This is a genomic window from Micromonospora sp. LOL_025, assembly GCF_048060285.1.
Classification (GTDB): domain Bacteria; phylum Actinomycetota; class Actinomycetes; order Mycobacteriales; family Micromonosporaceae; genus Micromonospora.
On record NZ_JBHMIR010000021.1, the window covers coordinates 14,658 to 41,509 of the forward strand.

At 75.5% G+C, this 26,852-nt stretch carries 21 protein-coding genes; 8 read left to right on the forward strand and 13 right to left on the reverse strand.

What is annotated here, in order from left to right; genetic code table 11:
• Positions 1-13: 13 nt before the first annotated feature.
• Positions 14-616 (forward strand): hypothetical protein, encoded by a 603-nt coding sequence (locus ACFHW0_RS22790; RefSeq protein WP_416610622.1) that lies wholly within the window; start codon positions 14-16, stop codon positions 614-616.
• Positions 617-619: 3 nt separating this feature from the next.
• On the opposite strand, the gene ACFHW0_RS22795 is transcribed toward ACFHW0_RS22790, so the two are convergent.
• On the reverse strand, positions 620-1,183 hold the full coding sequence (locus ACFHW0_RS22795; protein WP_416610733.1) for a hypothetical protein: 564 nt from the start codon (positions 1,181-1,183) through the stop codon (positions 620-622).
• Between the two features lie 195 nt (positions 1,184-1,378).
• Between ACFHW0_RS22795 and ACFHW0_RS22800 the strand changes: the two genes are divergently transcribed.
• Both ACFHW0_RS22800 and ACFHW0_RS22805 read left to right on the forward strand, forming a co-directional pair.
• On the forward strand, positions 1,379-3,925 hold the full coding sequence (locus tag ACFHW0_RS22800) for an FtsK/SpoIIIE domain-containing protein (RefSeq protein ID WP_416610624.1): 2,547 nt from the start codon (positions 1,379-1,381) through the stop codon (positions 3,923-3,925).
• On the forward strand, positions 3,922-4,686 hold the full coding sequence (locus tag ACFHW0_RS22805) for a hypothetical protein (protein WP_416610626.1): 765 nt from the start codon (positions 3,922-3,924) through the stop codon (positions 4,684-4,686). Before ACFHW0_RS22800 ends, ACFHW0_RS22805 begins: the two co-directional genes overlap by 4 nt.
• A gap of 65 nt (positions 4,687-4,751) precedes the next feature.
• Here the strand turns inward: ACFHW0_RS22805 and folE are convergent, their stop codons facing one another.
• The 4 genes from folE to ACFHW0_RS22825 form a co-directional block, all read right to left on the reverse strand.
• On the reverse strand, positions 4,752-5,417 hold the full coding sequence (gene folE, locus ACFHW0_RS22810) for a GTP cyclohydrolase I FolE (RefSeq protein ID WP_357722686.1): 666 nt from the start codon (positions 5,415-5,417) through the stop codon (positions 4,752-4,754).
• A 38-nt stretch (positions 5,418-5,455) separates the two neighbouring features.
• Positions 5,456-7,489: an ATP-dependent zinc metalloprotease FtsH gene (ftsH, locus tag ACFHW0_RS22815; RefSeq protein WP_416610628.1), complete on the reverse strand. Its 2,034-nt coding sequence runs from the start codon at positions 7,487-7,489 to the stop codon at positions 5,456-5,458.
• 494 nt (positions 7,490-7,983) lie between these two features.
• Positions 7,984-8,559 carry a hypoxanthine phosphoribosyltransferase gene (gene hpt, locus ACFHW0_RS22820; RefSeq protein ID WP_366643717.1) on the reverse strand — a complete coding sequence of 192 codons (576 nt, stop codon included), beginning with the start codon at positions 8,557-8,559 and terminating at the stop codon, positions 7,984-7,986.
• A 101-nt stretch (positions 8,560-8,660) separates the two neighbouring features.
• The gene (locus tag ACFHW0_RS22825; RefSeq protein WP_199729671.1) at positions 8,661-8,798 is read right to left on the reverse strand and encodes a hypothetical protein; all 138 of its coding nucleotides are present in this window, start codon (positions 8,796-8,798) and stop codon (positions 8,661-8,663) included.
• Between the two features lie 150 nt (positions 8,799-8,948).
• Between ACFHW0_RS22825 and ACFHW0_RS22830 the strand changes: the two genes are divergently transcribed.
• Positions 8,949-9,905 carry a GlxA family transcriptional regulator gene (locus ACFHW0_RS22830; protein WP_416610630.1) on the forward strand — a complete coding sequence of 319 codons (957 nt, stop codon included), beginning with the start codon at positions 8,949-8,951 and terminating at the stop codon, positions 9,903-9,905.
• A 33-nt stretch (positions 9,906-9,938) separates the two neighbouring features.
• Here ACFHW0_RS22830 and ACFHW0_RS22835 read toward each other — a convergent pair whose 3' ends face one another.
• From ACFHW0_RS22835 to dacB, 4 genes are all read right to left on the reverse strand, one after another.
• Positions 9,939-11,579: a gamma-glutamyltransferase family protein gene (locus tag ACFHW0_RS22835; protein ID WP_416610631.1), complete on the reverse strand. Its 1,641-nt coding sequence runs from the start codon at positions 11,577-11,579 to the stop codon at positions 9,939-9,941.
• A 68-nt stretch (positions 11,580-11,647) separates the two neighbouring features.
• Positions 11,648-12,640, reverse strand: coding sequence for a tRNA lysidine(34) synthetase TilS (gene tilS / locus ACFHW0_RS22840; protein WP_416610633.1), 993 nt, complete (start codon positions 12,638-12,640; stop codon positions 11,648-11,650).
• Between the two features lie 10 nt (positions 12,641-12,650).
• The gene (locus ACFHW0_RS22845) at positions 12,651-13,721 is read right to left on the reverse strand and encodes a zinc-dependent metalloprotease (protein WP_416610635.1); all 1,071 of its coding nucleotides are present in this window, start codon (positions 13,719-13,721) and stop codon (positions 12,651-12,653) included.
• 176 nt (positions 13,722-13,897) lie between these two features.
• Positions 13,898-15,325: a D-alanyl-D-alanine carboxypeptidase/D-alanyl-D-alanine-endopeptidase gene (gene dacB / locus ACFHW0_RS22850; protein ID WP_416610736.1), complete on the reverse strand. Its 1,428-nt coding sequence runs from the start codon at positions 15,323-15,325 to the stop codon at positions 13,898-13,900.
• Between the two features lie 548 nt (positions 15,326-15,873).
• Between dacB and ACFHW0_RS22855 the strand changes: the two genes are divergently transcribed.
• Complete coding sequence (locus ACFHW0_RS22855) at positions 15,874-16,380, forward strand: inorganic diphosphatase (RefSeq protein ID WP_121401614.1); 507 nt, start codon at positions 15,874-15,876, stop codon at positions 16,378-16,380.
• 33 nt (positions 16,381-16,413) lie between these two features.
• Here ACFHW0_RS22855 and eccD read toward each other — a convergent pair whose 3' ends face one another.
• On the reverse strand, positions 16,414-17,814 hold the full coding sequence (gene eccD / locus ACFHW0_RS22860; RefSeq protein WP_416610636.1) for a type VII secretion integral membrane protein EccD: 1,401 nt from the start codon (positions 17,812-17,814) through the stop codon (positions 16,414-16,416).
• A 102-nt stretch (positions 17,815-17,916) separates the two neighbouring features.
• On the opposite strand from eccD, the gene eccCa reads away from it, so the two are divergent.
• The 3 genes from eccCa to ACFHW0_RS22875 all read left to right on the forward strand — a co-directional run bounded on the left by eccCa (position 17,917) and on the right by ACFHW0_RS22875 (position 24,261).
• Positions 17,917-21,885 (forward strand): type VII secretion protein EccCa, encoded by a 3,969-nt coding sequence (gene eccCa / locus ACFHW0_RS22865; RefSeq protein ID WP_416610638.1) that lies wholly within the window; start codon positions 17,917-17,919, stop codon positions 21,883-21,885.
• 74 nt (positions 21,886-21,959) lie between these two features.
• Positions 21,960-23,366 carry a type VII secretion-associated serine protease mycosin gene (gene mycP, locus ACFHW0_RS22870; RefSeq protein ID WP_416610640.1) on the forward strand — a complete coding sequence of 469 codons (1,407 nt, stop codon included), beginning with the start codon at positions 21,960-21,962 and terminating at the stop codon, positions 23,364-23,366.
• A 124-nt stretch (positions 23,367-23,490) separates the two neighbouring features.
• Positions 23,491-24,261 (forward strand): phosphatase PAP2 family protein, encoded by a 771-nt coding sequence (locus ACFHW0_RS22875; protein ID WP_416610642.1) that lies wholly within the window; start codon positions 23,491-23,493, stop codon positions 24,259-24,261.
• A 4-nt stretch (positions 24,262-24,265) separates the two neighbouring features.
• Here ACFHW0_RS22875 and ACFHW0_RS22880 read toward each other — a convergent pair whose 3' ends face one another.
• From ACFHW0_RS22880 to ACFHW0_RS22890, 3 genes are all read right to left on the reverse strand, one after another.
• Positions 24,266-25,444, reverse strand: a complete 1,179-nt coding sequence (locus ACFHW0_RS22880; RefSeq protein ID WP_416610644.1) for a MarP family serine protease — start codon at positions 25,442-25,444, stop codon at positions 24,266-24,268.
• Positions 25,445-25,506: 62 nt separating this feature from the next.
• Positions 25,507-26,199: an NUDIX hydrolase gene (locus tag ACFHW0_RS22885; RefSeq protein ID WP_121401624.1), complete on the reverse strand. Its 693-nt coding sequence runs from the start codon at positions 26,197-26,199 to the stop codon at positions 25,507-25,509.
• The gene (locus tag ACFHW0_RS22890; protein ID WP_416610738.1) at positions 26,196-26,819 is read right to left on the reverse strand and encodes a TlpA family protein disulfide reductase; all 624 of its coding nucleotides are present in this window, start codon (positions 26,817-26,819) and stop codon (positions 26,196-26,198) included. Before ACFHW0_RS22890 ends, ACFHW0_RS22885 begins: the two co-directional genes overlap by 4 nt.
• Positions 26,820-26,852 lie beyond the last annotated feature (33 nt).

Below are 26,852 nucleotides of genomic sequence, written 5' to 3' on the forward strand. Positions count from 1 at the left end.
GACGCTCGCCGTCATGAACGAGCCGCTTCCCGACCCGTTCGCCGACCATCCGGACTGGGCGCCCCGACCGCCCCGACCGATCGAGATCGTGCCGGCCACCGGCCGCGTCGAGCTTCGGGGGCAGCGCGTGCTGGTCGGCCTGCCCGGGCTCGGCTGGCGCGGTGACCTCCGGGCCGACGACCGGGTCGTGCAGGGCAGCCGGACCTACGTGCCGGTCATCCCCGAGCACGAGTGGTACCGGGCGGAGTCCGATCAGGTGGAGGTCTTCGCGCCGCTGGTCCCGGTCGAGCGGGTCTGGGTGGAGACGGTGGGGGCCCGGCGGCCGGACGCGTCGGTGGATCGCGAGCCGGGCGTCCGCCTGGTCTCACTGGACGCCCCGGCGCATCGCATGCCGACCCCGGTCTTCGAGTCGGACGCCGTCACGGGTCGCCGGGTGGTGCACGTCGTGGATTCCGTCGAGCACCGGGACCTGCGGGCCGTCACCGAGACCTATTCGGGCGCGGAAGGCGACATCTGCGTCCGGGTGACTCCGGAGGTGGAGTGGTACCGCTGGGCCTGGCGGGGCCAGTCACCGACCACACTTGAGGTCCCGGTGCATCTGCTCTGGGTCGAATGACGCTCAGCCAGCCTTACGGCCACTGCAGACCCGCCAACCTTCATTCTGTTCCACCACGTCGAACACCCAGTCCTCACGCCTGCTGCTGCGGGGCTGGCCGTTAGCTGAGCCAGAGATCGTGAGCGTCGTGGCAACTGATTCACCCTCGCTCGTCTCGGTTCGGGTGAGCGGCCCCCAACTGACTTTAACAACGACGTCGAAGTTGGCCTCACGCTGCTCGATCTCGCTGCGCAGCCCGGAGACCGCAGCCCGATCGCCGTTTCCCTCGCAGGTGAAGAGGTTGGCGCGGGTGTCGTTGCGGTCCACGAGGAAGGCGCGGAGGTAGTTGTCCACCACCACGTCGGGCGCACTGCGGTCGGGTGCCGCGGCCCGGTTGTAGAGCACGTATCCGGCGGCCACCCCGCCGAGGCAGAGTGCCACGACGACGCTCGTGACCACGGTGAGCACGGTGCGCAGCCGCCGCCGTGGCCGCTCCGGTGCCGGGGCCGGCGAGGGCGGCGCCAGGTGGTCCGAGGGGGGCCGTTGCGCCGGTACGCGGGAAACCTGGGAACCGGCGGGGGGCTGCACTGATTCCACCCTCTGAGGCTAGCGGCTGGACCCGGTAGACCCAATGCCCCAGATCCAGCGGATCGTGACGGACCACTCCCCATCGGTGAGATCCACGACATCCCCGGCGCAGTGCCGCCGCGCATCCCGGACGAGTCGGCCCGGCTGGGTTACGGTCTCTGCGCGGGGAGGGGTTGCCGACCTCGGGCAGAGGGGGTGGACGCGGTGGCCGGTCCGAAGGCACGCACCAACCGCGCCGCCGCCCTGCACAGGCAGGCCGCCGCCACCGCGACCGCCGCAGCGTGCGTCCTCGACGACACCCGGCCCGTCCCCGCCGACCAGCGCCGCCAGTACGAGCTGGCCGACCGGCTCAGGTCCGCGGCGGCGGTGCTGGCCCCCGGCTGGGCGGGCGCTCCCCTAGAGACGGTGGCACCGACCACACCGGCCGGTGAGGGGCCGCCTCCCTTCGTCCGGGTCGGTACGGCGGCACCGCTGGACGACGCCCGGTTCCCCGCACTGGTGCCGTTGCTCGGCACGGGCCACCTCTCGGTGGACGTGGACGCCCGGGATCCCCGGGTGGCGGGGCTGCTGCGGGGCGTACTGCTGCGGCTGTTGGCGGCGACCCCGGCCGGGGCGCTGCTGGTCCGCGCGGTGGACGCGACCGGCACGGCCCTCGCGCCGTTCGCGCCGCTCGCGGACGCGGGCCTGCTGCCGCCCACGGCGGTGGACGTGGCGGGGCTGCGGGCCGTGCTCACCGAGGCCGAGCAGTGGGTGGCGCCGGGGGCGAGCGGGCGACGCCGGCACGACCGGACGCTGCTGCTGGTGATCGCCGCCCTGCCCGAGTCGACCGGAGCCACCGACCTGGCCCGGATCGAGGGCCTGGCCGAGCCGGGCCGGTCCGCCGGCCTGCACCTCGTGGTGGCGGGCTGGCCTCCGGCGGGCGACCGGGAGCCGCTGCCGCGGGCGACGACGCTGGCGGTCCGCACCGCGTACGCGCTGCTGGGTGACCCGCCGGGCGGGTCGTTCGCCGGCCCGGGCGCCGAGCCGCCGGGTGGGCTGAACTCGCCGGTATTCATCGAGGCGGATCCGCCGGCCGAACTCGTCGACGCGGTCTGCCGCCGGCTGGCCGCGCAGGTGGAGGCGGGTTCCCGGCTGGCGCTCACCGATCTGCTGCCGGCGGCCGACGAGGAGCTGTGGACGGCGAGCGGGGTGGGCGGGCTGACCACGACCGTCGGGGATGCCGGTGGCCGCCCCGTGTCGCTCGGCTTCACGGAGCTGACGCCGCACTGGCTGGTCAGCGGCCGTTCGGGCGCGGGCCGGTCCACGTTCCTCACCACCGCGCTGCTCGGCCTGACCGCCCGGTACGGTCCCGACGAGCTGGCTCTCTACCTGGCGGATCTGGCCGACGCCGAGTCCTTCGTGGAGTTCCTCCAGACCGAGCGCGACCGGTCGTGGATCCCCCAGGTGCGGGCCGCCGCGATGGCCGCCGACCGCGAGTACGTGCTGAGCCTGCTGGACGAGTTGGTGGCGGAGGTGCGCCGGCGCGAGGAGGCGGGCGGCAGGGCCGGCGGGCAGCGCTTCGCCGAGCTGCGGCAGCACCGAACCATGCCCCGGATCGTGTGCGTGCTCGACAACCTTCCGCTGCTCTTCGCCGAGCGGGACCGGCTGGCCGCCGACGCCGCCGCCCGGCTGGACGCGCTGGCCCGCACCGGGCGCGCGTACGGGGTGCACCTGGTGCTGGCCGGCGAGGGCGACCTGGGGTTGGGCTCGCGTACGGACCGGGACTCGGTGCTGGGGCAGTTCCCGGTGCGGGTGGCGCTGCCCGGCGGGGGCGCCGTGCTGGAGCCGACGAACGACTCGGCCGCGGGGCTGCCGGTGGGCAGCGCGGTGGTGAACACCGCCGGCGGGCTCGGCGGGCCCCGGGGCGCGACCCGGGGGCACGAGCGGATGGTCCGGTTCCCGGACCCGCAGGACCACCCCGACACGGTGGAGGAGTTGCGGCACCGGCTCTGGTCGGCCCGCCCGGAGGGGACCACCCCGCCGGTGGTCTTCGCCGGTTACGCCCGCCCGCTGCTGCGCAACGATCCCCGGCACCGGGCCGCGCTCGCCGGGCAGGCACCCGGTCCCGCAGCCCTGCTCGGCCGGGCGGTGGACGTGCCCCGGACCACCGTCGCGGTGTCGCTCGGGCCGGCCCCGGGGCGTAACCTGGCCGTGCTCGGTCCCGGCCCGGAGGCGGCCCGGCTACTGGCCACCGCGGCGCGCAGCGCGGCGGCGCACCACGCGCCGGGGGCCGCCCGCTTCGTGCTCGCCGCGCCGGACGAGGAGTGCCGGCCGCTGGCCGAGGCGTTGGCGGCCGAGCTGGCCGGGCGGCATCCGGTGGACACGGTGGACGGCGCGGGCCTGCTCGCCGCCGTGGACGACGCCGCGCCGGCCTACCTGGTGGTCTTCGGACTGGACGTGCCGACGCCGGAGCAGCTGCCCCCGGAGCGGCTGCGCGCGCTGCTGCGGGAGGGACCGCCCGGCGGCCGGCACCTGCTGGGCCGCTGGCGGACGGTGCCGTCGTTCGCGGCGCTGCTCGAACCCGAGGGCGAGGTGGACAAGCTCGCCGCCGTGGCCGTGGTGGACCTGCCGGGCGCGCAGCTCGCGTCGGTCTTCGGCCGGCAGGTGCAGTGGCGGCCCCGCCCCGGCCGGGCGGTGCTCTGGGACGGCCCCGGCGAGCAGGGCACCGTGCTGGTCCCGTTCGGCGAGGAGGAGCCCGGATGACCCGCGGCGGGGCACGGACCACGACCGGGCACGTCGCGCCGGGGCGGCAGCGTCCCAGCACAGATCCGACGCCGGAACACGCCGACACGGCCGGGCCGGCGGGAAGCGTCGGTAGCGTCGATCCGGTGCGCGCCGCGTGGACCGAGTACCTCGCCGCCGCCCGCCAGCTCGACGGGGTGCGCCGCGACGCGGCCACCGCCGCCGGCGAGCAGGCCCGGTCGGTGCAGGCCGCCCGCGAGGAGTTGACCGCCGTACGCACCCGGCTGGCGTCGCAGGAGGCCCGACTGCGCGAGCGGGGCGTACCGCCGATCTCGCTGGTCCCGACGCCGCCGGAGCTGACCGAGGCGGCCCGGGCGATGGCGGGCGGGCCGGCGGCGGTGCTGGCCGCGCTGCGCGCCGCCCGGGGCCGGGCGGACGCCGCGGACGCGACGCTCTCCGCGCGTGGGCTGCCCCGCCTGGCCGCCTGGCCGCCGCGCCTGCGGAACCTGCTGGTGTACGGGCCCCTGGCCCTGCTGGTGCCGGCGATCCAGGTCGCGTTGTTCGTGGCGACCGGCACCGGGGCGGCCAGCGTGGCCGCGCTGGTCTGCGGGCTGCCGATGCCGGCGGTGGCGTTCGTGGCGGGCTGGATCGGCGTCGGACGGCTCTTTCCCCCGCCGACGGAGGGCCGGGTGGAGCGCACGGCCCGGCTCGGTGCCCTGGTGTGCCTGGTCCCGGCGGTGCTGGTCAGCGCGGGCCTGTTGCTCGCGATGCTGGCCGGCTGAGCACCACCGCACAGAGCGACGGCCGGCCGACCCGGGTGTGGGTTCGGCCGGCCGGTCTGTCGCGGTCAGCGGGGGATGATCAGCGCCATCGCCTCGGCGCGCGACTTGGCGTCGCGCTGGAGGGTGCCCCGCACGGCCGAGGTGATGGTCTTGGCACCCGACTTCTGGATGCCGCGCATCGCCATGCACATGTGCTCGCACTCGAGCACCACCACCACGCCGCGCGGCGCGAGCCGCTCCATCAGCAGGTCGGCGATCTGCGAGGTGAGCCGCTCCTGGACCTGCGGCCGGCGGGCGAAGACCTCGACCAGCCGGGCCAGCTTGGACAGGCCGGTGATCCGGCCGTCCGGTCCCGGGATGTAGCCGATGTGGGCGCTGCCCCGGAACGGCAGCAGGTGGTGCTCGCACAGGCTCATCACGTCGATGTCCCGGACGAGCACCAACTCCTCGTGGTTGGCCTCGAAGGTGGTGCTGAGCACCTGGGCCGGGTCGACCCGGAGGCCGGCGAAGAGTTCGGCGTACGCGCGGGCCACCCGGGCCGGGGTCTGCTGGAGCCCGTCGCGGTCCGGGTCCTCCCCGACGGCGATCAGGATCTCGCGGACCGCCTTCTCGATCCGCCCGAGGTCCATGGTCTCCTCGATGGGCCGACCGGTGAGCTTGCCGCTGATCAGTCGCGCGGCGACGTAGTCGAGAGTGTCGTCGCCGTCCGGCTCGGTCGCGGAGACGGCCAGTTCCCGGTGCTGCCGGGAACTGGCCGTCGGGTCGGTGCTCAGTGCGTACCGTCCGAGTTGTTGGAGTTGTTGGAGTTGTTCGAGGTGCCGCCGCCCACCGTCGCCTGGGCGCCGTCGGCCTCGGCCTGCACCTTCAGCGCGTCCTTCTCCGCCGGCGTGAGCACGGGCGGCTCGGTGGAGGGCTGGCGCTTGCCGAAGCCGTTGTACGGCGCCATCGGCGGCCGCTTGGCCACCCGGGCGCAGATCCGGGCCATGTCGGCGGTGGAGAGGGTCTCCTTCTCCATCAGCTCCAGCACGATGTTGTCCAGGACGTCCCGGTATTCCACCAGGATCTCCCAGGCCTCGTCGTGGGCCAGCTCGATCAGCGCCCGCATCTCGCCGTCGATCTCGGCGGCGACGGCGTCGGAGTAGTCCCGCTCGTGGCCCATGTTGCGGCCGAGGAACGGCTCGTCGCCGCTGGTGCCGTACTTGATCGCGCCGAGCTTGGAGCTCATGCCGTACTGCGTGATCATCGCGCGGGCCAGCTGGGTGGCCTTCTCGATGTCGTTGCCGGCGCCGGTGGTCGGCTCGTGGAAGACCAGCTCCTCGGCGGCCCGGCCACCCAGCGCGTACGCCAGGGTGTCGACCATCTCGGCGCGGGTCTGGGTGTACTTGTCCTCGGTGGGCAGGACCAGGGTGTGGCCCAGCGACCGACCGCGGGACAGGATCGTCACCTTGTGCACCGGCGCGGCGTGCGGCAGCGCCCAGGCGACCAGCGCGTGCCCACCCTCGTGGTACGCGGTGATCTTCTTCTCCTGGTCGCTCATCACCCGGGTCCGGCGCTGCGGACCGGCGATCACCCGGTCGATCGACTCCTCCAGGGAGTCGTTGGTGATCGCCCGCTGGTCCTTGCGGGCGGTGAGCAGCGCAGACTCGTTGATCACGTTGGCCAGGTCGGCGCCGCTGAAGCCCGGGGTGCGCCGCGCCACCGCGTCGAGGTCGACGTCGGGGGTGAACGGCTTGCCCTTGGCGTGCACCCGCAGGATCGCCTTGCGGCCCTCCATGTCGGGGGCGTCCACCGGGATCTGCCGGTCGAAGCGGCCCGGGCGCAGCAGCGCCGGGTCGAGGATGTCCGGCCGGTTGGTGGCGGCGATCAGGATGACCCCGCCCTTGGTGTCGAAGCCGTCCATCTCGACGAGCAGCTGGTTGAGGGTCTGCTCGCGCTCGTCGTGACCGCCGCCCATGCCGGCGCCGCGGTGGCGGCCGACGGCGTCGATCTCGTCGACGAAGACGATGGCCGGGGCGTTCGCCTTGGCCTGTTCGAAGAGGTCGCGGACCCGGCTGGCGCCGACACCGACGAACATCTCCACGAAGTCCGAACCGGAGATCGAGTAGAAGGGCACCCCGGCCTCGCCGGCGACGGCGCGGGCCAGCAGCGTCTTACCGGTGCCGGGCGGGCCGAAGAGCAGGACGCCCTTCGGGATCTTGGCGCCCAGGGCCTGGTACTTCGCCGGGTTCTGCAGGAAGTCCTTGATCTCGTGCAGCTCCTCGACGGCCTCCTCGGCGCCGGCCACGTCCGCGAACGTGGTCTTCGGCGTGTCCTTGGTGATCATCTTCGCCTTGGACTTGCCGAAGTTGAGCACCCGGGAGCCGCCGCCCTGCATCTGCGACATGAAGAAGAGCAGCAGGAGCACCAGCAGGGCGATCGGGAGCAGGTTGACCAGCAGGCTCACCCAGATGCTGTCGGACGACACCTTGGCGTCGGCCGGGCCGGTGACCCGGTTGTTCGCCTTGGCCTCGAGGACCTCGTTCCAGACCTCGTCGCCGACCTCGTAGGGGAACTGCGCCTCGATCCGGTCGGTGTCGGTGTCACCGAACTTGGCCTTGTCCTTCAGGTCGAGCTGGAGCGTCTGCTCCTTGTCCTGGAAGACGACCTTGTCGATGCCGCCCTTGTTGAGCTGGTCGAGCGCAACGGAAGTGTCCACCCGGTGGTAGCTGGGACCAGCGGTGAACAGTTGACTGAGCACAACGGCGCCGAGGATGACCAGGATGATCCAGACCACCGGTCGGCGGAAGAAACGCGTACGTTCCATGCTGTTGTCGAGCGCCGAGGCGCCCGCATCCTCCTGATCGACGTCCTGACCGTCTGATGGTGTCGCCGCCTGCGGCGGCGGCCGGAGCCGCCGTGCGGGCCGGCTCGACCCCGAGGCACGAAACTGCCGCGCCGCGGTCATTCGACGGTACACCGTGCACGCGAGGAGTGAGCTTGCGAGCCCCGCAGTAGCGCACAAAGGGAACAGCTGTGCGCGCACCGAGCGAGCTTGCGAACCCCGCGATCACGCACGATCCGATCATCGTGCGCGCGCGGAACGCGCCTGCGAGCCCAACAATTACGCGTAGGGCGAACCGGGTCAGCCGGCGTGACGGGAGCTCCGCGCCCGGCCTCCCGTCCGCCCGGTCCCGCGGTGCGAGGGGTCGGGCGTGGAGGGTGCCTCCACGCCACCGGCCTCTACCGTAGTCCGATTCGCTGAGAGCCCGCTGAACGTCCGCTCGACCGGTGCCGATGTGACGGGAGCCCGGCGAGGGCTCAGGACCGGGCGTACACCTCGGGCTTGAGCACCCCGACGTAGGGCAGCTCCCGGTAGCGCTCGCCGAAGTCGAGGCCGTAGCCGACGACGAACTCGGTCGGGATGTCGAAGCCGACGTACTTCACCGGCACCGGCACCTTGACCGCGTCCGGCTTGCGGAACAGCGCGACCACCTCGACGCTCGCGGCCGAGCGGGACTCCAGGTAGCGCAGCAGCCAGGACAGGGTCAGGCCGGAGTCGACGATGTCCTCGACCACGACCACGTGCCGGCCGGCGATGTCCCGGTCCAGGTCCTTGAGGATGCGGACCACGCCGGAGGAGGTGGTGCCCTGGCCGTAGGAGGAGATGGCCATGAAGTCCAGCTCGGCGGGCGGCCCGCTGCGACCCAGCGCCCGGGCGAAGTCGGCCATGAACATCACCGCGCCCTTCAGGACGCAGACCAACAGGAGCCCGTCATCGACGTCGGCGTAGTCCGCCGAGACCTGCTTGGCGAGTTCCGCGGTCTTCTCGCGGATCTGCGCCTCAGAGATGATCACGTGGTCGATGTCGGCGTCGTACCAGGAGCCGTCAGCCATGGCTCCTAGCCTGCCGTACGCCCGATGGCCTCCGTCGGCGGGGCCGCCCCTTTTGGGCGCGGTCCCACGCCGGACGAACTTCGCGAAGGCCGCGATCCACCTCAGCAGGCACGCGACCGCCAGCGGCGGCCGTCGTCGGACGGCTTCCAGTCGGCCGAGTCCCGGCTGTCGGCGGTGAGGCCGGCGGCCGAGGCCAGGGCGAGGACGACGAAGAAGAAGAGGAAGAGCAGGATCTCCATGGCGGCGCTCGCTTTCGCGTGGTTGGTGTCGTTTCCGCCGCCGGTGCGCACCGGACTGGAACCAGTCTCCGCCGGCCACCATCGCCCGGACAGTGGCAGGAATGCCACTGCACCTCGATTTCCTGCCATCCGTGCGGTTACCCTCGTCACATGCTCAGATCCGTCGCGGTACTCGTCCTGGACCAGGTCGCCACCTTCGAACTCGGGGTCCTCGCCGAGGTCTTCGGGACCGACCGCACCGCCGACGGGTTCCCCGGCCACCGCTTCCACGTGTGCAGCCCCGACGGGGCCCCGGTCCGCACCTCGTCGGGCTTCCACCTGACCCCGCACGCCGACCTCGGCCCGATGGAGGAGGCCGACCTGGTCGCCGTCCCGGCCCACCACGGCACCGTCGTGCCAGCCACGGTGCTCGCCGCGCTGCGCCGCGCCGCCGACCGGGGGGCGTACGTCTTCAGCGTCTGCTCCGGCGCGTTCGTGCTGGGCGAGGCCGGCCTGCTCGACGGTCGGGAGTGCACCACCCACTGGCGGTACGTCGACGAACTGCAACGCCGCCACCCGACCGCCAGGGTCCGGTGCAACTCGCTCTACGTGCAGGACGACCGGCTGCTCACCAGCGCCGGCACGGCCGCCGGCATCGACGCCTGCCTGCACCTGATCCGCCAGGAGCACGGCTCGGCGACGGCCACCCGGCTGGCGCGCCGGATGGTGGTCCCCCCGCACCGCGACGGCGGGCAGGCGCAGTACATCGAGGCGCCCATCCCCGCGACCCCCGAGGCGCCGACACTGGAGCCGGTGCTGGAATGGCTGATGGGGCACCTGGACCGCCCGGTCACCGTCGACGAGCTGGCCGCCCGGGCGGAGATGTCCCCGCGCACGTTCGCCCGGCGGTTCCGCGCCGAGACCGGCACCACGCCGCACGACTGGCTGACCAACCAGCGGGTGCTGCTGGCCCGGCGGCTGCTGGAGGAGACCGGGCTCAGCGTCGAGGCCGTCGCCGACCGGGCCGGCTTCGGCGACTCGGCGGCGCTGCGGCACCACTTCGCCCGCCGGGTCGGCGCCACCCCGCACACCTACCGGACCACCTTCCGCGACCGGGTGGGAACCTGAGCCCCCGGGCCGGTCGCGGGGCCGGAGGCCCGGTCACCAGCCGAGCATCCCACCGCCCACCCGGGGTTCCGAGCCGACGACGTAGCCGCCGTCCGGCAGCCGCCAGATCGCCTGCCCGTGCCCGAAGACCCCCGGCTCCTCCGCGACCGCGATCTCGTGGCCCCGGGCCCGCAGCTCGGCGACCGCGGCCCGCCCCTCGGCGGTGGCGACCAGCTCCGACTCGACCAGCACCGACCGGCCGGCATGCCAGTACCAGCGCGGCGCGTCCAGCGCCGCCTGCGGGTCGAGCCCGCCGTCCAGCGTCGCCGAGACCAGCTGCACGTGACCCTGCGGCTGCATGTGCCCGCCCATCACCCCGAACGGGCCCACCGGCCGCCCGTCGCGGGTCAGGAAGCCGGGGATGATCGTGTGGTAGGGCCGCTTCGCCGGCCCCACCACGTTGGGGTGGGCGGGGTCGAGGCGGAACCCGAGCCCCCGGTTCTGCAGGGCGAAGCCGTGCCCGGGCAGCACGACGCGGGAGCCGAACGCCAGGTAGGTCGACTGGATCAGGCTGACCATCATGCCGCCGGCGTCGGCGGTGCAGAGATAGACCGTGCCGCCGCGCTCCGGGTCGCCGGCGGTCGGCTCCCCGGCCCGCTCGGTGATCAGCGCGCGGCGGGCCGCCGCGTACGCCGGCGAGAGCAGCGCCTGCGTCGGCACCGGCACCCGCTCCGGGTCGGCGACGTGGGCGTGCGCGTCGGCGAAGCCGAGCTTCATCGCCTCGATCTGCCGGTGCAGCCGCTCGGCGAGCGGCAGCCCGGCGAGGTCGGCCCCGTCGAGGATGTGCAGCGCCAGCAGCGCCGCCAGACCCTGCCCGTTGGGCGGCAGCTCCCAGACCTCGTGGCCCCGGTAGCGGGCGGACACGGGGGTCACCCACGTCGAGGCGTGCCGGGCCAGGTCGTCCCCGGTGAGCAGGCCGCCGGTGCGGGCCGCGTGCGCGGCCAGCGCCTCCGCGATCCCGCCCCGGTAGAAGTCCTCCGCCCCGGTGTCGGCGATCAGCCGCAGGGTCCGCGCCGCGTCCGGGTTACGCCAGCGCTCCCCGGCCCGGGGCGCCCGGCCGCCGGGCGCGAACACGCGGTCGAACTCGGCGAACTCCGCACCGGCCGGGCCGGGCGCGGCGAGCGCGCGCGACCAGATCCCCGCCACGCCGGGGGAGACCGGGTGACCGTGCTCGGCGTAGCCGATCGCGTCGGCGAAGAGATGCGCGAAGGGCAGCGAGCCGAACCGGTCGTGCAGGTCGCGCCAGCCGGCCGGCGCGCCGGGCACGGTCACCGGCAGCCAGCCCCGGGCGGGCATCGCCGCCCCCGCCCGCTGCGCGCCGCCCAGGGAGTCGACCGGAGCCGCGCCGCGCCCCCCGGTCGCGGCGAGCACGAGCTCGCGGGTCAGGGCCGCCGGAGACCGGCCGGAGGCGTTGAGGCCGTGCAGCCGCTCGCCGTCCCAGACGATCGCGAACAGGTCGCCGCCGATGTCGTTGGAGGGGGGCTGCACCACGGTCAGGGTGATCGCGGTGGCCAGGGCCGCGTCGACCGCGTTGCCGCCGCGTCGCAGCACGGCCAGGCCGGCCGCCGCGGCCAGCGGCTGGCTCGTCGCCACCGCGCCGTGCGGCGCGAAGAGCGGCTGTCGGGGGTACGCCATGCGCCATGTCTACCGCCTCCCGGCGGATCCCGCGGCCCCGGAACGGGCCCCCGTTTCCGGAGAGTGGATCAGCGGGGGCCGATGGCGGCGAGCCGGCCGTCGCGGCGGAGCACCCGCAGCCCGCCCGGCAGGTGCGCCGCCCCCTGCCCCCGCCAGCCGGTGACCAGCGTGTCCAGTGCGGTCACGTGCCGGTACGACAGGGCGGCGGGCGGGGCGCCCAACTCCCGGGCCCAGGCGTGCAGCACCCGGCCGCGTACCGCGGGCGCGAGATCGGCGAGCCCCCGCACCGCGAGGCCGCCGTCCGGGTGGCGGACGTCGGCCAGCGCGGCGGCGGCCAGCTCGTCGAGGACGGCGTTGTCCGCCGCCACCAGCCGGGCGGTGCGGGCCAGGTTGTCCAGCACCCCCGGCCCGAGCGCGCGGACCAGGGCGGGCAGCAGGTCGGCCCGGACCCGGGCCCGGGCGTACGACGGGTCGGCGTTGTGCGGGTCCTCCCAGGGGCTCAGCCCGAGCACCGCGCACGCCGTACGGGTCTGCTCCCGGCCGACCTCCAGCAGCGGGCGCAGCAGCGGCACCCCGTCGAGGTCCCGTCTGGCGGGCATCCCGGCCAGCCCGCGCGGGCCGGCGCCCCGGGCGAGCGCGAGCAGCACGGTCTCCGCCTGGTCGTCGCGGGTGTGCCCGGTGAGCAGGGCCGCCGCCCCGAGCCGGTTGGCCACCTCGGCGAGCGCCCGGTAGCGGGCCTCGCGGGCGGCCGCCTCGGGCCCGCCCGGTCGCCCGGCCACCTCCACGCGTACCGACTCGACCGGGGCCAGGCCGACCTCGCGGGCCCAGGTCACCACCGCCGCGGCCCGCCGCGCCGAGCCCTCCTGGAGGCCGTGGTCGACCGTCACCAGGCCGGCGGCGCGACCTAACCGGGGCGCCACGAACGCGGTGGCGGCGGCCAGCGCGAGCGAGTCCGCGCCGCCCGAGCAGGCGACCAGCACCGGTCCCCCGGACGGCAGGTCGGCAAGCGCGCGGCGGACCGCGACCCGGATCGCGGCCACCGGCGGGGCGAGCGCGGCCACGGGCGTACGGTCAGCCGACGGTCGGGGCCGGGCCGACCGGCCCGTGCACCCGCGTCACCCAGGCGTCCGGGTCGCCGAGCTCCTCCAGCCGGGGCAGGGTGAGCGGCGAGGCGAAGATCTTGTTGAAGCCCGCCATGCCGACCCGGTCGACGACGCCGTGCACGAACTTGCGGCCCTCGGCGTACTGGCGCATCTTGACCTCGATGCCGAGCAGCCGGCGGATGGCCTTCTCCAGCGGGTTGCCGGCCTCCCGGCGCCGGTTGAACGCCGCCCGGATCTGCTCGACGCTCGGGACCACCTGGGGGCCGACGCCATCCATGACGAACTCGGCGTGCCCCTCGAGCAGGGTCATCAGCGCGGTGAGCCGGTCCAGCACGGCCCGCTGCGCCGGGGTCTGGACGATGTCCAGCACGCTGGTACGGCTCTCCGGGTCCTTCACCGCGTCCGAGAGCGTGGCCACGCCCCGGCGCAGCCGCTCCAGCGGGTGCTCGCCGCCGCTGGACGACGCGTCCACGAAGGCCTGCACCTCGCTGAGGAAGTACGCCCGCATCCACGGCACGGCGGTGAACTGGGTGCGGTGGGTCACCTCGTGCAGGCAGACCCAGAGCCGGAAGTCCCGCGGGTCGGCCCCGAGCTTGCGCTCCACCTCGACGATGTTCGGCGCGACCAGCAGCAGCTGGCCCGGGTCGGCGGAGAAGACCTCGTACTGGCCGAGGACCCGGCCGGAGAGGTACGCCAGCACGGTGCCGGCCTGCACGCCGGTGACCCGGGAGCCGATCGCCTCGGTCAGCGCACCCGGTTGCTTGTCCTTGGTGAGCCGGCCGACCAGGGGGGTGATCACCTCGCGCAGCCCGGCGATGTTGGTCGCCGCCCAGTCCCGCCGGTCCACCACCCGCACCGGCGGGTGCGAGACCTGCGAGCGGAGGCCCGTGTAGTCCGCGACGTGCCCGGCCGCCTCGTCGGTCAGCCGCCGCAGCTCAGCGACCACGTCGGTGGCCTCGGCGTACGACACCCGGGGGCCCGACTTGCTCAGTGCCCCCGCGGTCGCGGCGGCCAGATCCCAGTCCACGAACTGCGCCATGCACCCCACCGTACCCGCGCCGCGACACCCCGGCCCGGGCTCGCGTCCGGCGATCGACGCCGGTCCCGCCCGACGGCGGTCCACGGCCGGGGCCGGCACCGCGCGCCGCCGGTGCCGCCCGAGGCCGGCACCGCGCGCCGCCGGTGCCGCCCGAGGCCGGCTCCGCGCGGTGGCGCTCAGCGGCAGCCGCAGGCGGCCAGGGCGGCACCGATCCGGTCCAGCGCTCCCCGGGCGGCCGTCAGCCCGTCCGGGGGCACCGCGTCGGTGAGCACCGCGAAGGTGAGCAGCCGCCCGTCCGCCGTGCTGACCAGGCCGGCGACGGCGTGCACCTTGGTCAACGTCCCGGTCTTGGCCCGGACCACCCCGGCGCCGGCCTTCGTCGCCGCCGTCTCGTAGCGGTCGGCGAGGGTCCCGGACCAGTCGGCGACGGGCAGGCCGCCGAAGATCGCGGCCAGCTCGGGGCGGCTGCCGTCGCCCGCGAGCGCGATCAGGTCGGTGAGCAGCGAAGGGCTGATCCGGTTGCTGCGCGACAGGCCGCTGCCGTCGGCGAGGGTGAGTTCGTCGGCCGGCAGGCCCAGCTCCCCGGCCACGGCGTCCATCGCCGCCCCGGCGCCGGCGAACGAGGCGGGCTGGTTGCGGGCCAACGCGACCTGTCGGGCCAGCGCCTCGGCGACGATGTTGTCGCTGTCGCTGATCATGACGTCGACCAGCCGGACCATCGGCAGGGACTCCACCCTGCCCAGCTCCGCGCCGGGCCCCGGGGCGGCGGCGGGGGTCGCGCCGGCGGCGGGGGCGGTGCCGCGGGCGACCGCGCCGGCCGGCACACCGAGCAGCCGGGCGAAGGCCCGGCCGGCCGCGAGATCCGGTTGGGCCACCCGCTCGGCCCAGTGGTTGCCGGCCGCCTCGTCCTTCTTCGCGCGCGTCACATCACTGCGGGCCCCGTCGGTCATCAACGCCGTGATCGCGCCGCCGTAGCCGCCGGTGGGGATGTCGTCGTCCCAGCCCGGCTCGAAGACCGGGCCGGAGTAGAGCGACGAGTCGACGGTCACCTTCGTCGGCTTCGTGCCGCCGAGGGCCGCACGCACCTGGGCGGCGAGGTCGTCCAGGCGGGCCGCGCCCGGGTAGAAGCCCTTCTTGTCGACCGCCAGCGTGGGGTCGCCACCGCCGACGATCACCACCTCGCCCGGGGCCGCGCCGGCGACCGCCCGGGTCGGGATGCGGTACGCCGGACCGCGCGCGGCGAGCACCGTGACGCCGGTGACCAGCTTGGTCACCGAGGCGGGCACCGTGGCGTCGTCCTCGCCCCGGCCGAAGAGCGGCTGGCCGGTGGTCACGTCGGCCACCGAGACGTGGACCCGGTCGCCGAGGGCGGGCACGCCGACGAGCGGGGCGAGCGCGGCGCGTACGCCCTCGGGGGTGGGCATCGGGGCGTTCGCGTCCGTGCCGGCCAGCACCTCGGCGGGCGCCGGTTCCGCCACCGTCGCGGCGGCACCGCGACCGGCGGGCTCGTCGCCCAGCCAGTCCGCCACCGGTCCCGGCCGGACCACGGCGATCCCGACGGCGGCCAGCACCAGCACGAGCACCGCGGCCAGCACGACGGGCAGGGCCCGGCGGCGACGGGGAGCCGGCGCGGCGGGGTCCGGGGCACCGGGGCCGGGTGGCCTGCCGGCGGGCCGGTTCGCGGCGGCGGGCCAGAGATCGGTCGGACCCGAGGAGGTGTCCTGGCCCGTCGGACCGGTCGCGCCGGCCTGACCGGCGGGACCGGGCTGAGCGCCGGGACCGGCCGGGGCGCCGTTGCCCGAAACGCCGGGGCCGGCCGGGACGGCGTCGCCCGGGGGTGGGCCGGGCGTCAGGTCGTGGCCGCCCGGGTACGCGGGCGGGTGGGGAAGGTGGGCGTCGGGCACCGGGAACCGCCCGGTCGCCCCGCCGGAAGCAGATCGACCGGTACCCGGTCCAGCGTCGGCATCCGGACGGTAGTGTGAATCTTCCCTCCCCACGGCCCCCTCCTCGCCCCCGAAAATCTGCTTGGGTGACACTACTTCGGTCCGAACACTATGCGGCGGCCGGAGCCCGCGGGTGGGCATTCACCCGTGCGGGAGCGGCGTGCCGCTGGTTTCCGTTGGCCAGCGTGGGCAAACGAGGGAGCGTGCAGATGGATTTCGACGTTACGGTTGAGATCCCCAAGGGTCACCGCAACAAGTACGAGGTCGACCACGCGACCGGCCGGATCCGGCTGGACCGCACCCTCTTCACCTCCACGCAGTACCCGGCCGACTACGGCTTCATCGAGGGCACGCTGGGCGAGGACGGCGACCCGCTGGACGCGCTCGTGCTGGTCCCCGAGCCCACCTTCCCGGGCTGCCTGATCCGGTGCCGCACCATCGGCATGTTCCGGATGACGGACGAGAAGGGCGGCGACGACAAGGTCCTCTGCGTGCCCTACGAGGACCCGCGCCAGGAGCACCTGCGCGACATCCACCACCTCGGCGAGTTCGACCGGCTGGAGATCCAGCACTTCTTCGAGGTCTACAAGGACCTGGAGCCCGGCAAGTCGGTCGAGGGCGCCACGTGGGTGGGGCGGATCGAGGCCGAGGCGGAGATCGTGGCGTCGTACCGGCGCGCCCGGGAGGCCGAGGCGCGCGGCGAGTCCGCGCACTGACCCGACCAGACCACCGACGGGCCCGGGGGCCGCTCAGCCGAGCAGCCCCCGGGCCCGCTCGTACAGGTCGAGCACCGCGCAGGCGACGGGCACCACCGACACCACCAGGGCGGTGTCGGTCAGGTCCGCGATCCGGCCGACGTACGGGGAGACCGGACGGCGGGCGTACGTGGTGCCGGCGGCCACCGCCACGAGGGCCAGCACCAGCCCGCCGACGACCAGCGCGAGGCGGCCGGTCGGACCGAGGCGCCCGACGAGCACGGCGCCCAGCACGGCGTACCCGGCGAGGCCGGCGGCGACGGGTGGCACCCGGTGGCGCAGGGACACGAAGAGCCGGGAGCGCACCAGCAGCACGGCCGCCACGACCGCCACCAGCAGCCGGCCGGCGGTCCCGCCGGAGAGGCACAGCACCACCGCGGCGGCGACCGCCAGCACGGCGTGCCCGAGCAGCATCCCGGTGAGCATCTCCTCGGTGCGGGCCACCGCCGCGTGGACCCGGTCGCGGTCCGGCAGGTCGCGGGCCCGGTCGGCGCCGCCCGGCTCGTCGGTGGGCAGGGTGATCGGGGGCAGCGGCACCTTGCCGAGCCGGATGGCCAGCAGCGGGACCGCCCCCACGGCGAAGACCAGCACGCAGAGCAGGACCGCCGCCGTGCCGGCCGGGCTGAGCAGCAGTCCGCCGAGGGCCGCGAGTGCGCCCACGAACCCGGCGGTGGCGCCCGCCACGAACACCCGCAGCCGGGTGGCGACGCCGACCAGCCCGAGCACCGACACCAGCAGCAGCGCCGCCGACCCGGCCAGCAGTTCGGGCGCGCCGATCCAGCGCAGCCCCGGAACCGGCCCGACCGGGTCGCCGGAGCTGACCGCCAGCGCGCCCGCCGCCGCCGCGTACGGCAGGGCGTAGCCGCCCAGCGTCGCGCCGGCCGGCCCGTCGGCGTGGGCGCGGGACGCCACCACCCCGGCAAGGGTGAGCAGGAGCGCCACCACGGCGGCGGCCGGCCAGGCAGACTCGTGCGCCGGCCCGCCGGCCGTCACGGCGAGCAACCCGACGGCCAGCGGCACGGCGGCCCCGGCCAGGGCGGTGGCCCGGGTGGCAGCGGGTGACCACGCCCCGCCGCGCCGCCGGGCGCCGTCGGCGATCGCCTCGACCACGTCGTCGTACCCCAGCTCGGGCCACTGCGCGCGGGCCGGCACGAGGTGCAGCACCTCGCCGTCGCGGACCCCCTGCGGCAGCAGCGCCTGGGCGGTGGTCAGCACCGCGCCGTCGGTGCGCCGCAGCACCCAGCCGCCGTGCCGTTCGCCGTCGTCGGCCAGCCCCTCGCCGGCGTGCCGCAGCACCTCGGGCAGCAGCTCGGCCAGGGGCACCTGCTCGGGCAGCGCGACGTCGACCCGCCGTTGGGGGGCGCTGATGGTGACCCGGGCCAGCCCGATGGTCATCGACTGATCTCCATCTCCGGCGGGGTTGGTGGCTGCGCGGACGACAGGACTTTACCTACCATGAGCCAGGCTCGGGTTACCGAGCGCTGTCAGGAGGGTCGAGTGTCCACTGTCGTCATCAAGCGGCCGCCCCGCCGACCGGCGCCGGAGATCCCGGTGGGTGAGCTGCCGGTGGACGCGCCGCCGGAGATCCCCGCCGTCGCCGGCGGGCGCTGGCAGCAGCTGCTCATGGTGCTGCCGATGCTCGGCGGCACCGTGGCGATGGCGATGATGTTCGGCCGCGGCGGGGGCGCGTACTCCTACGTGGTCGGCGGGATGTTCGGGCTCTCCTCGCTGGCCATGCTGGTGACCTCGTGGGGCAGCGCCTCCGGCACCCCGAAGAAGTCGGAGATGATGGCCGCCCGCCGGGACTACCTGCGGCACCTGACCGTGCTGCGGCGCCGGGTCCGGCAGACCGCCCGGCAGCAGCGCGCCGGGCTCTACTACCGGCACCCCGATCCCGGCCGGCTCTGGTCGACCGTCGACAGCCACCGCGTCTGGGAACGCCGCCCCACCGACCCGGACTTCGCGGTGGTCCGGGTCGCCGTCGGCCCGCAGACCCTCGCCACCCCGCTGGTCCCCCCGGTCACCCGCCCGATGGAGGAGCTGGAACCGATGACCGCCGGCGCGCTGCGCCGGTTCCTGGACGCGTACTCCGTGGTGCCCGACCTGCCGGTGGCGCTCTCGCTGCGCAGCTTCGCCCGGGTCTTCGTGCGGGCCGCCGGCCCGGCCGACGACGACGGCGGAACCGCCGCCCAGGCGCTGGCCCGGGCGATGCTCACCCAGCTCGCGGTCTTCCACGCCCCGGACGAGCTGCTCGTCGCCGTCTGCGCCGGGCCGGAACGGCGGGCCGCCTGGGAGTGGGTCAAGTGGCTGCCGCACGCCCACCACCCCACCCGCACCGACGCGCTGGGCCCGGTCCGGCTGGTCACCAGCGCGGGGGCCGAGCTGGAAGGGCTGCTGGACGAGGTGCTGGCCAGCCGGTCCCGGTTCAGCCCCGCCGGCCCGGCCACCGACGGCCCGCACGTGGTGGTGGTGCTCGACGGGGGCGACCTGACCGGGGCCGCCGACCTGACCGGCGACGGCGGCATCGACGCGGTCACGATCATCGACCTGGACACCCCGCCGCCGCGCCTGCTGGACCGCTTCGCGCTGCTGCTGGAGCTGCGCGGGGGCCGCCTGCACTCCCACTCCGCCGAGGGGCACGCCGAGGTCGGTACGGCGGACCGGCTGGACCCGGTCGACGCGGAGGCCGTCGCCCGGCGGCTGGCCCCGCTGCGGCTGGCCACCGCGGCGCGCGGCCCGGACGCCCCGCCGGGCGCGGAGCTGGGCCTGCCCGAGCTGCTCGGTCTCGGCGACCCGAAAAGCTTCACGGCGGAGCAGGGGTGGGCGCCCCGGTCCGCCCGGGAGCGGCTGCGGGTGCCGATCGGGGTGGGCACCGACGGCGGCGCCATCGAGCTGGACCTGAAGGAGTCGGCGCAGGACGGGATGGGGCCGCACGGCCTGCTGATCGGGGCGACCGGCTCCGGCAAGTCCGAGCTGCTGCGCACCCTGGTGCTCGGGCTGGCCGCCACGCACAGCTCGGAGCAGCTCAACTTCGTACTGATCGACTTCAAGGGTGGCGCGACCTTCGCCTCGTTCGACCGGCTGCCGCACACCGCCGCGGTGATCACCAACCTGGCCGACGCGCTGCCGCTGGTCGACCGGATGGTCGACGCCATCAACGGCGAACTGGTCCGCCGCCAGGAGCTGCTGCGCCGGGCCGGCAACTTCGCCAGCCTGCGCGACTACGAGCGGGCCCGCGCCGCCGGCACCCCGCTCGCCCCGCTGCCGTCGCTGCTGCTGATCTGCGACGAGTTCTCCGAGCTGCTCTCGGCCAAGCCCGACTTCATCGACCTGTTCGTGCAGATCGGCCGGCTGGGCCGGTCGCTCGGCGTGCACCTGCTGCTGGCCTCGCAGCGGCTGGAGGAGGGCCGGCTGCGCGGGCTGGACACCCACCTGTCGTACCGGATCGGGCTGCGGACCTTCTCGGCGCTGGAGTCGCGCACGGTGCTCGGGGTGCCGGACGCGCACGAGCTGCCCCGCTCCCCCGGCCACGGCTACCTGCGCTTCGGCACCGAACCGCTGGTGCGGTTCAAGGCCGCGTACGTCTCGGGGGCGCTGCGCCGGCGCGGTGCGGCGCCGGGCGCCGGCGGCACCGGGGCCCCGCGCCTGCTCGCCTTCTCCACCCACCTCGTGCCCAAGCCGGAGCCGGTCGGGCCGCCCGCCCTGCCCGCGACGGCCGACGAGGGCGGCACGGAGAGCCTGCTGGAGCTGATGGTCGACCGGCTCGCCGGGCAAGGGCCGCCCGCCCACCAGGTCTGGCTGCCCCCGCTCGGCCGGGCGCCCGCGCTGGACGAGCTGCTCGGGCCGGTCGGCGTCGACCCGGCGCGCGGTCTCACCTTCGGCAACCCGGAGCTGCACGGCGCGCTCCAGGTGCCGGTCGCGGTGGTCGACAAGCCCTTCGAGCAGCGCCGCGACCTGCTCTGGCTGGCGCTGGACGGCGCCGCCGGCCACGTCGCGGTGGTCGGCGGCCCGCAGAGCGGCAAGTCGACCGCGCTGCGCACGCTGATCTGCGCCCTGGCGCTCACCCACACCCCGGCCGAGGTGCAGGTCTACTGCCTCGACTTCGGCGGCGGCGGGCTGGCCGCGCTGCGCGACCTGCCGCACGTCGGCGGGGTCACCGGCCGCGCCGACCCGACGGCCGTCCGGCGTACGGTCGGCGAGATCGCGACCCTGCTGGTCGACCGGGAACAGCGCTTCGCCGAGCTGGGCGTGGAGTCGATGGCCGCCTGGCGGCAGCGGCGGGCCGCGCTGGCGCACACCGGCCAGCCCGGGGCCGACCCGTTCGGCGACGTGTTCCTGGTGGTGGACGGCTGGGCCACCCTGCGCGGCGAGTACGACGACCTGGAGCCGCTCATCACCGACCTGGCCACCCGAGGGCTGTCGTACGGGGTGCACGTGGTGGCGACGGCGGTGCGCTGGCTGGACTTCCGGCCGGCGATCCGGGACCTCTTCGGTTCCCGGCTGGAGCTGCGCCTCGGCGACCCGGCCGACTCGCTGGTGGCCCGCCGGGCGGCGACGAACGTGCCGGAGAAGACCCCCGGCCGGGGCATCACGGCGGAGAGCCTGCACTTCCTCACCGCGCTGCCGCAGCTCGCCGCCTCCGGCGGGGACGCCACGGACCTGGTCAAGCGGGCCGCCGAGGGCTGGGCCGGCCCGGTCGCGCCTCCGGTGCGGCTGCTCCCACCGGTGCTCCCGTACGCCGAGCTGGACCTGACCGCCGCCACCGGTCTGGGCATCCCGGTGGGGATCGCCGAGGCGGACCTGCGCCCGGTCGCACTGGACTTCGCCACCGAGCCGCACTTCGTGGTCTTCGGCGACGCCGAGTGCGGCAAGTCGTCGTTCCTGCGCGCGCTGGCCACCTCGGTCATGACCCGGTTCACCCCCGAGCAGGCCCGGGTCATCCTGGTCGACTACCGCCGCAGCCTGGTGGACCTGACCGAGTCGGCGTCGCCGCACCTGATCGGGTACGGCTCCGCCGCGGCGCACACCACCGACCTGATCGAGTCCGCCGCCGGCTACATGGCGGGGCGGGTGCCCGGGCCCGACGTCACGCCCGCCCAGCTGCGGCAGCGGTCGTGGTGGTCCGGGCCGGAGCTGTTCGTGCTGGTCGACGACTACGACCTGGTCGCCAGCGGGCCGTCCAACCCGCTGCGTGCCCTGGAGGAGCACCTGCCGCACGCCCGGGACGTCGGGCTGCACCTGGTGCTCGCCCGCCGCTCGGGCGGCGCCGGACGGGCCCAGTACGAGCCGCTCGTGCAGCGCCTGCGCGAGCTGTCCACCTCGGGGCTGGTCATGGCGGGCAGCCCCGAGGAGGGGGCGCTGGTCGGCCCGGTCCGGCCCGGTCCGTTGCCCCCGGGGCGGGGCCGGCTGGTCAGCCGGCGCGAGGGCGTACGCCTCGTCCAGCTGGCCCATCTGCCGCCGCCGTGACCGGTGTCCCGGGAACGCCCCGCAAGGCGGCGAGGAACCGGTAATCTCCGATCGTCATGTTTGCGTCGCGATGAATGCCTGAGGATGTGACGACCGTGCGGCACAGCTGTCCGCCAGCGGCTCGGCGGATCGCCGGACGTACGTTGCTCGGTCTGGCGGCCGCCGTCGTGTCGGTCGCGGGTCCGGCCACGGCGGCCGACGCCACCCCTCGGCAGCCCGCCGCCCGGCCGGTCCTCCACCCGTCGGCCGCCGCCGTCCCGGTGGCGCTCGCGGCGCCCGACGGCAAGAACCGCCCCGACCAGGTCCGCGACGAGCAGTGGCAGCTCGACGTGTTGCAGGCGAAGACCGCGTGGCGCAGCTCGACCGGTAAGGGTGTCACCGTCGCGGTGGTCGACTCCGGTGTGGACGCCGCCCATCCCGACCTGGCCGGCCAGGTGCTGCCCGGCCTGGACCTGGTCGCGCCCCGGGGCGCGGCCGGCGACCCCGATCCGGTCGGCCACGGCACCACCGTGGCCGGGCTGATCGCCGGCCGCAACGACGACGCGCGGGGGGCCGTCGGCCTGGCGCCGGACGCCCGGATCCTCCCGGTCCGCGTCCTGGACGCCGAGAACCGCTACGACGACGCCCTGATCGTCGCGAAGGGCGTGCGCTGGGCCGTCGACAACGGCGCCCGCGTGATCAACCTGTCCCTCGGCGGCAGCGGCGACAGCCCCGCCCTGGCGGCGGCGCTCGACTACGCCTTCGCCCGGGACGTCGTCGTGGTCGCCTGCACCGGCAACCTGGGCAACTCGTCCAACGCGAAGGTCTGGTACCCGGCCCGGGAGCCGGGCGTCATCGCGGTCGCCGGGTCGGAGCGCGACAGCGACAACCTCTGGTCCGGTTCGATCACCGGGCGGGCCACCGTGCTCACCGCCCCCGCGACCGGCCTGGTCGGGGCCCGGCCGGGCGGCTACTGGCGGGTGCAGGGCACCAGCTTCGCGGCGCCGCTGGTCGCCGCCACCGCCGCGCTGGTGCGGGCCCGCTACCCGGAGATGTCCGCCGGCGACGTCGTCAACCGGCTGCTCACCACCGCCCGCGACATCGGCCCCACCGGCCGGGACGACCGCTTCGGGTACGGCATGGTCGACCCGGTCGCCGCGCTGGACGCCGAGGTGAGCCCGGTGGGCCGCAACCCGCTGGACGACCACTCCTCCCCGGGCGTGGTCGGGTTCGGTCCGGCCCCGGGGTCGACGCAGCCCGACGTCGCGGGGGTCGGCGGCGACCCGCGCGGCTACACGGTGCCGCGCCAGCAGTCCCGGTGGGCGGCGCAACCGGCGGGTACGCAGGAGGACGGCACGCCGGAGCAGCTGTGGACCGGGGCCGCGTTCTTCGTCGCCCTGCTGACCGGGGCGGCGTTGATGGTGCGCAGGTTCCGCCAGTGGACCCCGCTGGCCTCGCCCCGGCGCACCCTCGGGACGTGGCGTCGCCCGCCGGCGCGCTGAGCCGCCGGCGCTCCCGTCGTCGCCCTCCCGGGAGGGACCGTCGTCGCCCCCGCACGGGCGACGGGCCACGGCGGAGGTCCCCGATCGGGTCTGACCGGGCCGCGTCCCGGGTAGAACGACTGTCATGAGCCCGTCCGGCCCGCGTACCCTCGCCGCCCCACCGCGCTCCTCGTGGCGTGACCGCCGCCTGCACCCGGACCACTCCCGGGGCCTGCGGCTGACCCTCGCCGCGGCTGCCGCGTTCCTGGTGGCGGTGCCGTTCACGCTGCTGGCCGTCCTGGTCCTGGGAGACTGGTCCCCGCTGCGCAAGCTGGACACGGCGGTCACCCACGCGCTGGTCGGCTACGCCGCCGACCACCCGGCGTGGGTACGCCTGATGACCCTCTGGACCGACGTGTTCGCCCCGATGCCGCTGCGCGTCGGGGCCCTGGTCCTGGTCCTCTGGCTGGTCCGCCGGGGTGCCCGGCAGCTGGCGGTCTGGGTGGCCGTCACCATGGTGGTCGGCGGCCTGCTCAGCCCGCTGCTCAAGCTGCTCGTCGGTCGGCCCCGGCCGGACGTGCCGGACCCGGTGGCCGAGGCGCCCGGCCTGGCCTTCCCGTCCGGGCACGCGCTCAACGCCGCCCTCGCCGCCGGGGTGCTGCTGGTGGTGTTCCTCCCGCACGCCCGGCCGGCCGCGCGCCGGGTGGTGTGGACGGCCGCCCTGCTGCTCGCCCTGGTGACCGGGTTCAGCCGGGTGGCCCTCGGCGTGCACTGGACCAGCGACGTGCTGGCCGGCTGGCTGCTCGGGGCGGCCGTGGTGGCCGCGACCGCCGCCGCCCTCACCGTCTGGCGGGCCGACCCGCCCGGCCGGCCGGCCCCGCCTCCCACGGGTCACGGGCCGGCGGCGGGAAGCTGACCGGTCAGGTGCAGTCGCCGGTGCCGACGCCGCGGGTGCGCTCGGCGCCGGCGAGGGCGACGGGACGGGCCTCGGCGGCGGTCACCGCGAAGCCGGTGTTCGGGTCGTCGGCCGCCGCCGCGAAGATCACCCCGAGCACCAGCCCGTTCGAGGAGACCAGCGGGCCGCCGGAGTTGCCGCTCTGCACGAGCGCCCGGATGGTGTAGACCTCCCGGGTCACGTTGCCGGCGGAGTAGATGTCCGGCCCGGTGATCCGGTCGACGTCCCGGATCCGCGCCGACTGGGCGTTGTACGGCCCGTCGAGCGGGAAGCCCAGCACGATCGCGTCCGCGCCGCTGCCCGCGTTGCCGGCGGCGAACCGCATCGACGGGCCGGGCAGCCCGGGCACGTGCAGCACGGCCAGGTCGCGGTCGGGGTCGTAGACGACCACCTTGCTGTCGTACCGGTCGCCGTTCAGCTCGACGACGGTGGACCGGGTCCCGGCGACGACGTGGGCGTTGGTCATCACCCGGTCGTCGGCGTAGACGAAGCCGGAGCCCTCGATCCGGCGCGAACAGCTCGGGGCGGAGCCGAGCACCTTGACCACCGAACGCTGGCTGTTGACCACCACCTGGGAGCCGGCGAGCGCCGGGTCGGGCGGGGACACCTGCCGGGCCCGGGTGGGTGCCAGGTCGCCGAAGACGTCGGGGAAGCCGTTGGTGTCGACGGTGTCCCGCAGCGCCGTGGAGAGCTGCTGCGCCTGGTCCGGCAGGACCCGGTCGACCACCGTGAGCAGCGCGCTGTTGCGCACCGAGGAGGCCAGCCAGGGCAGCGACGACGAGCCGAGCGGCACCGCGACGAGCCAGGCGACCAGCAGCACGGCGAAGAGCGAGACGAACGCCCCGCCGACGTCGTCGACCCGCTTGGCGACATCACTGGTGATCGTCTTGCGCAGGTGCGAACCGATCCAGCCGGCGAGCGCCTGGCCGACCACCGCCAGCCCGAAGATCGCCACCAGGGAGATCAGCACCCGGGTGCCGCTGTCGACGAACTGCTGGGCCAGCAGCGGCCCCACCTGGAGGCCCACCAGCGCGCCCAGGAAGAAGCCGGAGAACGACAGCACCCCGATGACGAAGCCCTGGCGGTATCCGCTGATCGCGAACACGAGCATGAGCAGCAGCAGTACGAGATCCACGGCGGACACGCGTCAAGCGTACGGGCACCGGGCTCGCAAGATGACCATCGCTGCGGAAGGTGACCGTCCGGTCAGCGCACCGGGGTCTCGTCAACCGCGTCGGTGCCGGCCGAGGGCGCCGGGGCAGCCCCGGTCGGCGGCAGGTCCACGACCCGGTCGCGGGGCCACGGCCGGGCCCAGCCGCCCATGTCGAGCAGGGCGGCCAGCACCCCGGCGGTGAAGCCCCAGACCAGCATCCCGCGCGCCGAGAAGGCCGGGCCGATCCAGCCGCTCGGGTGGCGGACGCGCATCCGGTTGGCCGGGTCGACCAGCTCGGCGACGGGCAGCCGGGCCACGTGCGCCACCTCGGCCGGCTCCCGGGGGTGCACCGGATGCGGCGCGTGCCACCAGGCGAGCACGGGGGTGACGACGAAGTCGCTGACCGGGATCCAGAGCTTCGGCAGCTCGGCCAGGACGGTGACGCTGGCCGGGTCGAGGCCGACCTCCTCGTTCGCCTCGCGCAGCGCGGTCGCCCGGGCGTCGGCGTCCTCCGGATCGGCCGCGCCGCCGGGGAAGGCGGGCTGGCCGGCGTGGTTGCGCAGGGTGGCCGCCCGCTGGAGGATCAGCACGTCCGGTCCGGCACCGGGCTCCTCGCCGAGCAGCACCAGCACCGCGCTCTCCCGCCCCCCGCTCTCCGGGGTGACCAACCGGGTGAAATCCTCGCTGCGCGCGCTGCCGAGCCGGGTCAGCAGCGGGTCGAACCAGCCCGGCGGACGCCGGCTCATGCCGGCACCGTCACGCCGAGGTGCTGCCGGACCAGCTCGGCCAGGCGGGCGTCGTCGAGCGCGCCGGAGGAGTCGACGTGCCGGACGCGAGACTGCCCGTCGACGAAGACGGTCAGGGGAATGCCCTTGCGCAGCAGTTCCTGCTTCACCCTCTCGCCCCGGTCGACCAGCACCGGAAAGCGGACGCCGAGGTCCTCGCCGATGGCCTGGGCGGCCTCGCGGCCGTCCCCGCTGTTGACGCCGACCACCCGGAACCGGCCGGCGGCCCGCTCGCTGAGCCGCTGGAAGGCGGGCAGTTCCTGACGGCAGGGCGGGCACCAGGAGGCCCAGACGTTCACCACCGCCGGGCCGCGCAGGTCCCGCAGGGCGACCGGGGCGCCACCGGTGAAGCACTCCAGGGTCAGCTCGGGCAGCGCCTGGCCCCCGCCCCCGGACGGGGAGGCAGGTGCGGCGGACGCGGGCGGCGTACCGAGGGCGGAGCAGTCCTGGAAGGGCGACGGCCGGTTGGCGGCGGCCTTCTGCCGGTCGGTGGGGCCCGGATCCTTCTCCTCGGTGCCGGCGGTGCACCCGGCGACGGCCAGCAGCACGGGTACGAGCAGGGCGGCGAGCCGGCGGTTCATCGGTCGCGACCGCGGGGCCCGCGACACCCGTCC

What these genes read in the sequence shown, in the direction of transcription:
- ACFHW0_RS22835 (WP_416610631.1), bottom strand. Translation starts at nt 11,579, where the DNA reads ATGGCGTACCCCCGACAGCCGCTCTTCGCGCCGCACGGCGCGGTGGCG.
- ACFHW0_RS22805 (WP_416610626.1), top strand. Translation starts at nt 3,922, where the DNA reads ATGACCCGCGGCGGGGCACGGACCACGACCGGGCACGTCGCGCCGGGG.
- ACFHW0_RS22830 (WP_416610630.1), top strand. Translation starts at nt 8,949, where the DNA reads ATGCTCAGATCCGTCGCGGTACTCGTCCTGGACCAGGTCGCCACCTTC.
- ACFHW0_RS22890 (WP_416610738.1), bottom strand. Translation starts at nt 26,819, where the DNA reads ATGAACCGCCGGCTCGCCGCCCTGCTCGTACCCGTGCTGCTGGCCGTC.
- ACFHW0_RS22875 (WP_416610642.1), top strand. Translation starts at nt 23,491, where the DNA reads ATGAGCCCGTCCGGCCCGCGTACCCTCGCCGCCCCACCGCGCTCCTCG.
- ACFHW0_RS22845 (WP_416610635.1), bottom strand. Translation starts at nt 13,721, where the DNA reads ATGGCGCAGTTCGTGGACTGGGATCTGGCCGCCGCGACCGCGGGGGCA.
- ACFHW0_RS22825 (WP_199729671.1), bottom strand. Translation starts at nt 8,798, where the DNA reads ATGGAGATCCTGCTCTTCCTCTTCTTCTTCGTCGTCCTCGCCCTGGCC.
- ACFHW0_RS22790 (WP_416610622.1), top strand. Translation starts at nt 14, where the DNA reads ATGAACGAGCCGCTTCCCGACCCGTTCGCCGACCATCCGGACTGGGCG.
- ACFHW0_RS22855 (WP_121401614.1), top strand. Translation starts at nt 15,874, where the DNA reads ATGGATTTCGACGTTACGGTTGAGATCCCCAAGGGTCACCGCAACAAG.
- mycP (WP_416610640.1), top strand. Translation starts at nt 21,960, where the DNA reads ATGCCTGAGGATGTGACGACCGTGCGGCACAGCTGTCCGCCAGCGGCT.
- hpt (WP_366643717.1), bottom strand. Translation starts at nt 8,559, where the DNA reads ATGGCTGACGGCTCCTGGTACGACGCCGACATCGACCACGTGATCATC.
- eccD (WP_416610636.1), bottom strand. Translation starts at nt 17,814, where the DNA reads ATGACCATCGGGCTGGCCCGGGTCACCATCAGCGCCCCCCAACGGCGG.
- ftsH (WP_416610628.1), bottom strand. Translation starts at nt 7,489, where the DNA reads ATGGAACGTACGCGTTTCTTCCGCCGACCGGTGGTCTGGATCATCCTG.
- ACFHW0_RS22885 (WP_121401624.1), bottom strand. Translation starts at nt 26,199, where the DNA reads ATGAGCCGGCGTCCGCCGGGCTGGTTCGACCCGCTGCTGACCCGGCTC.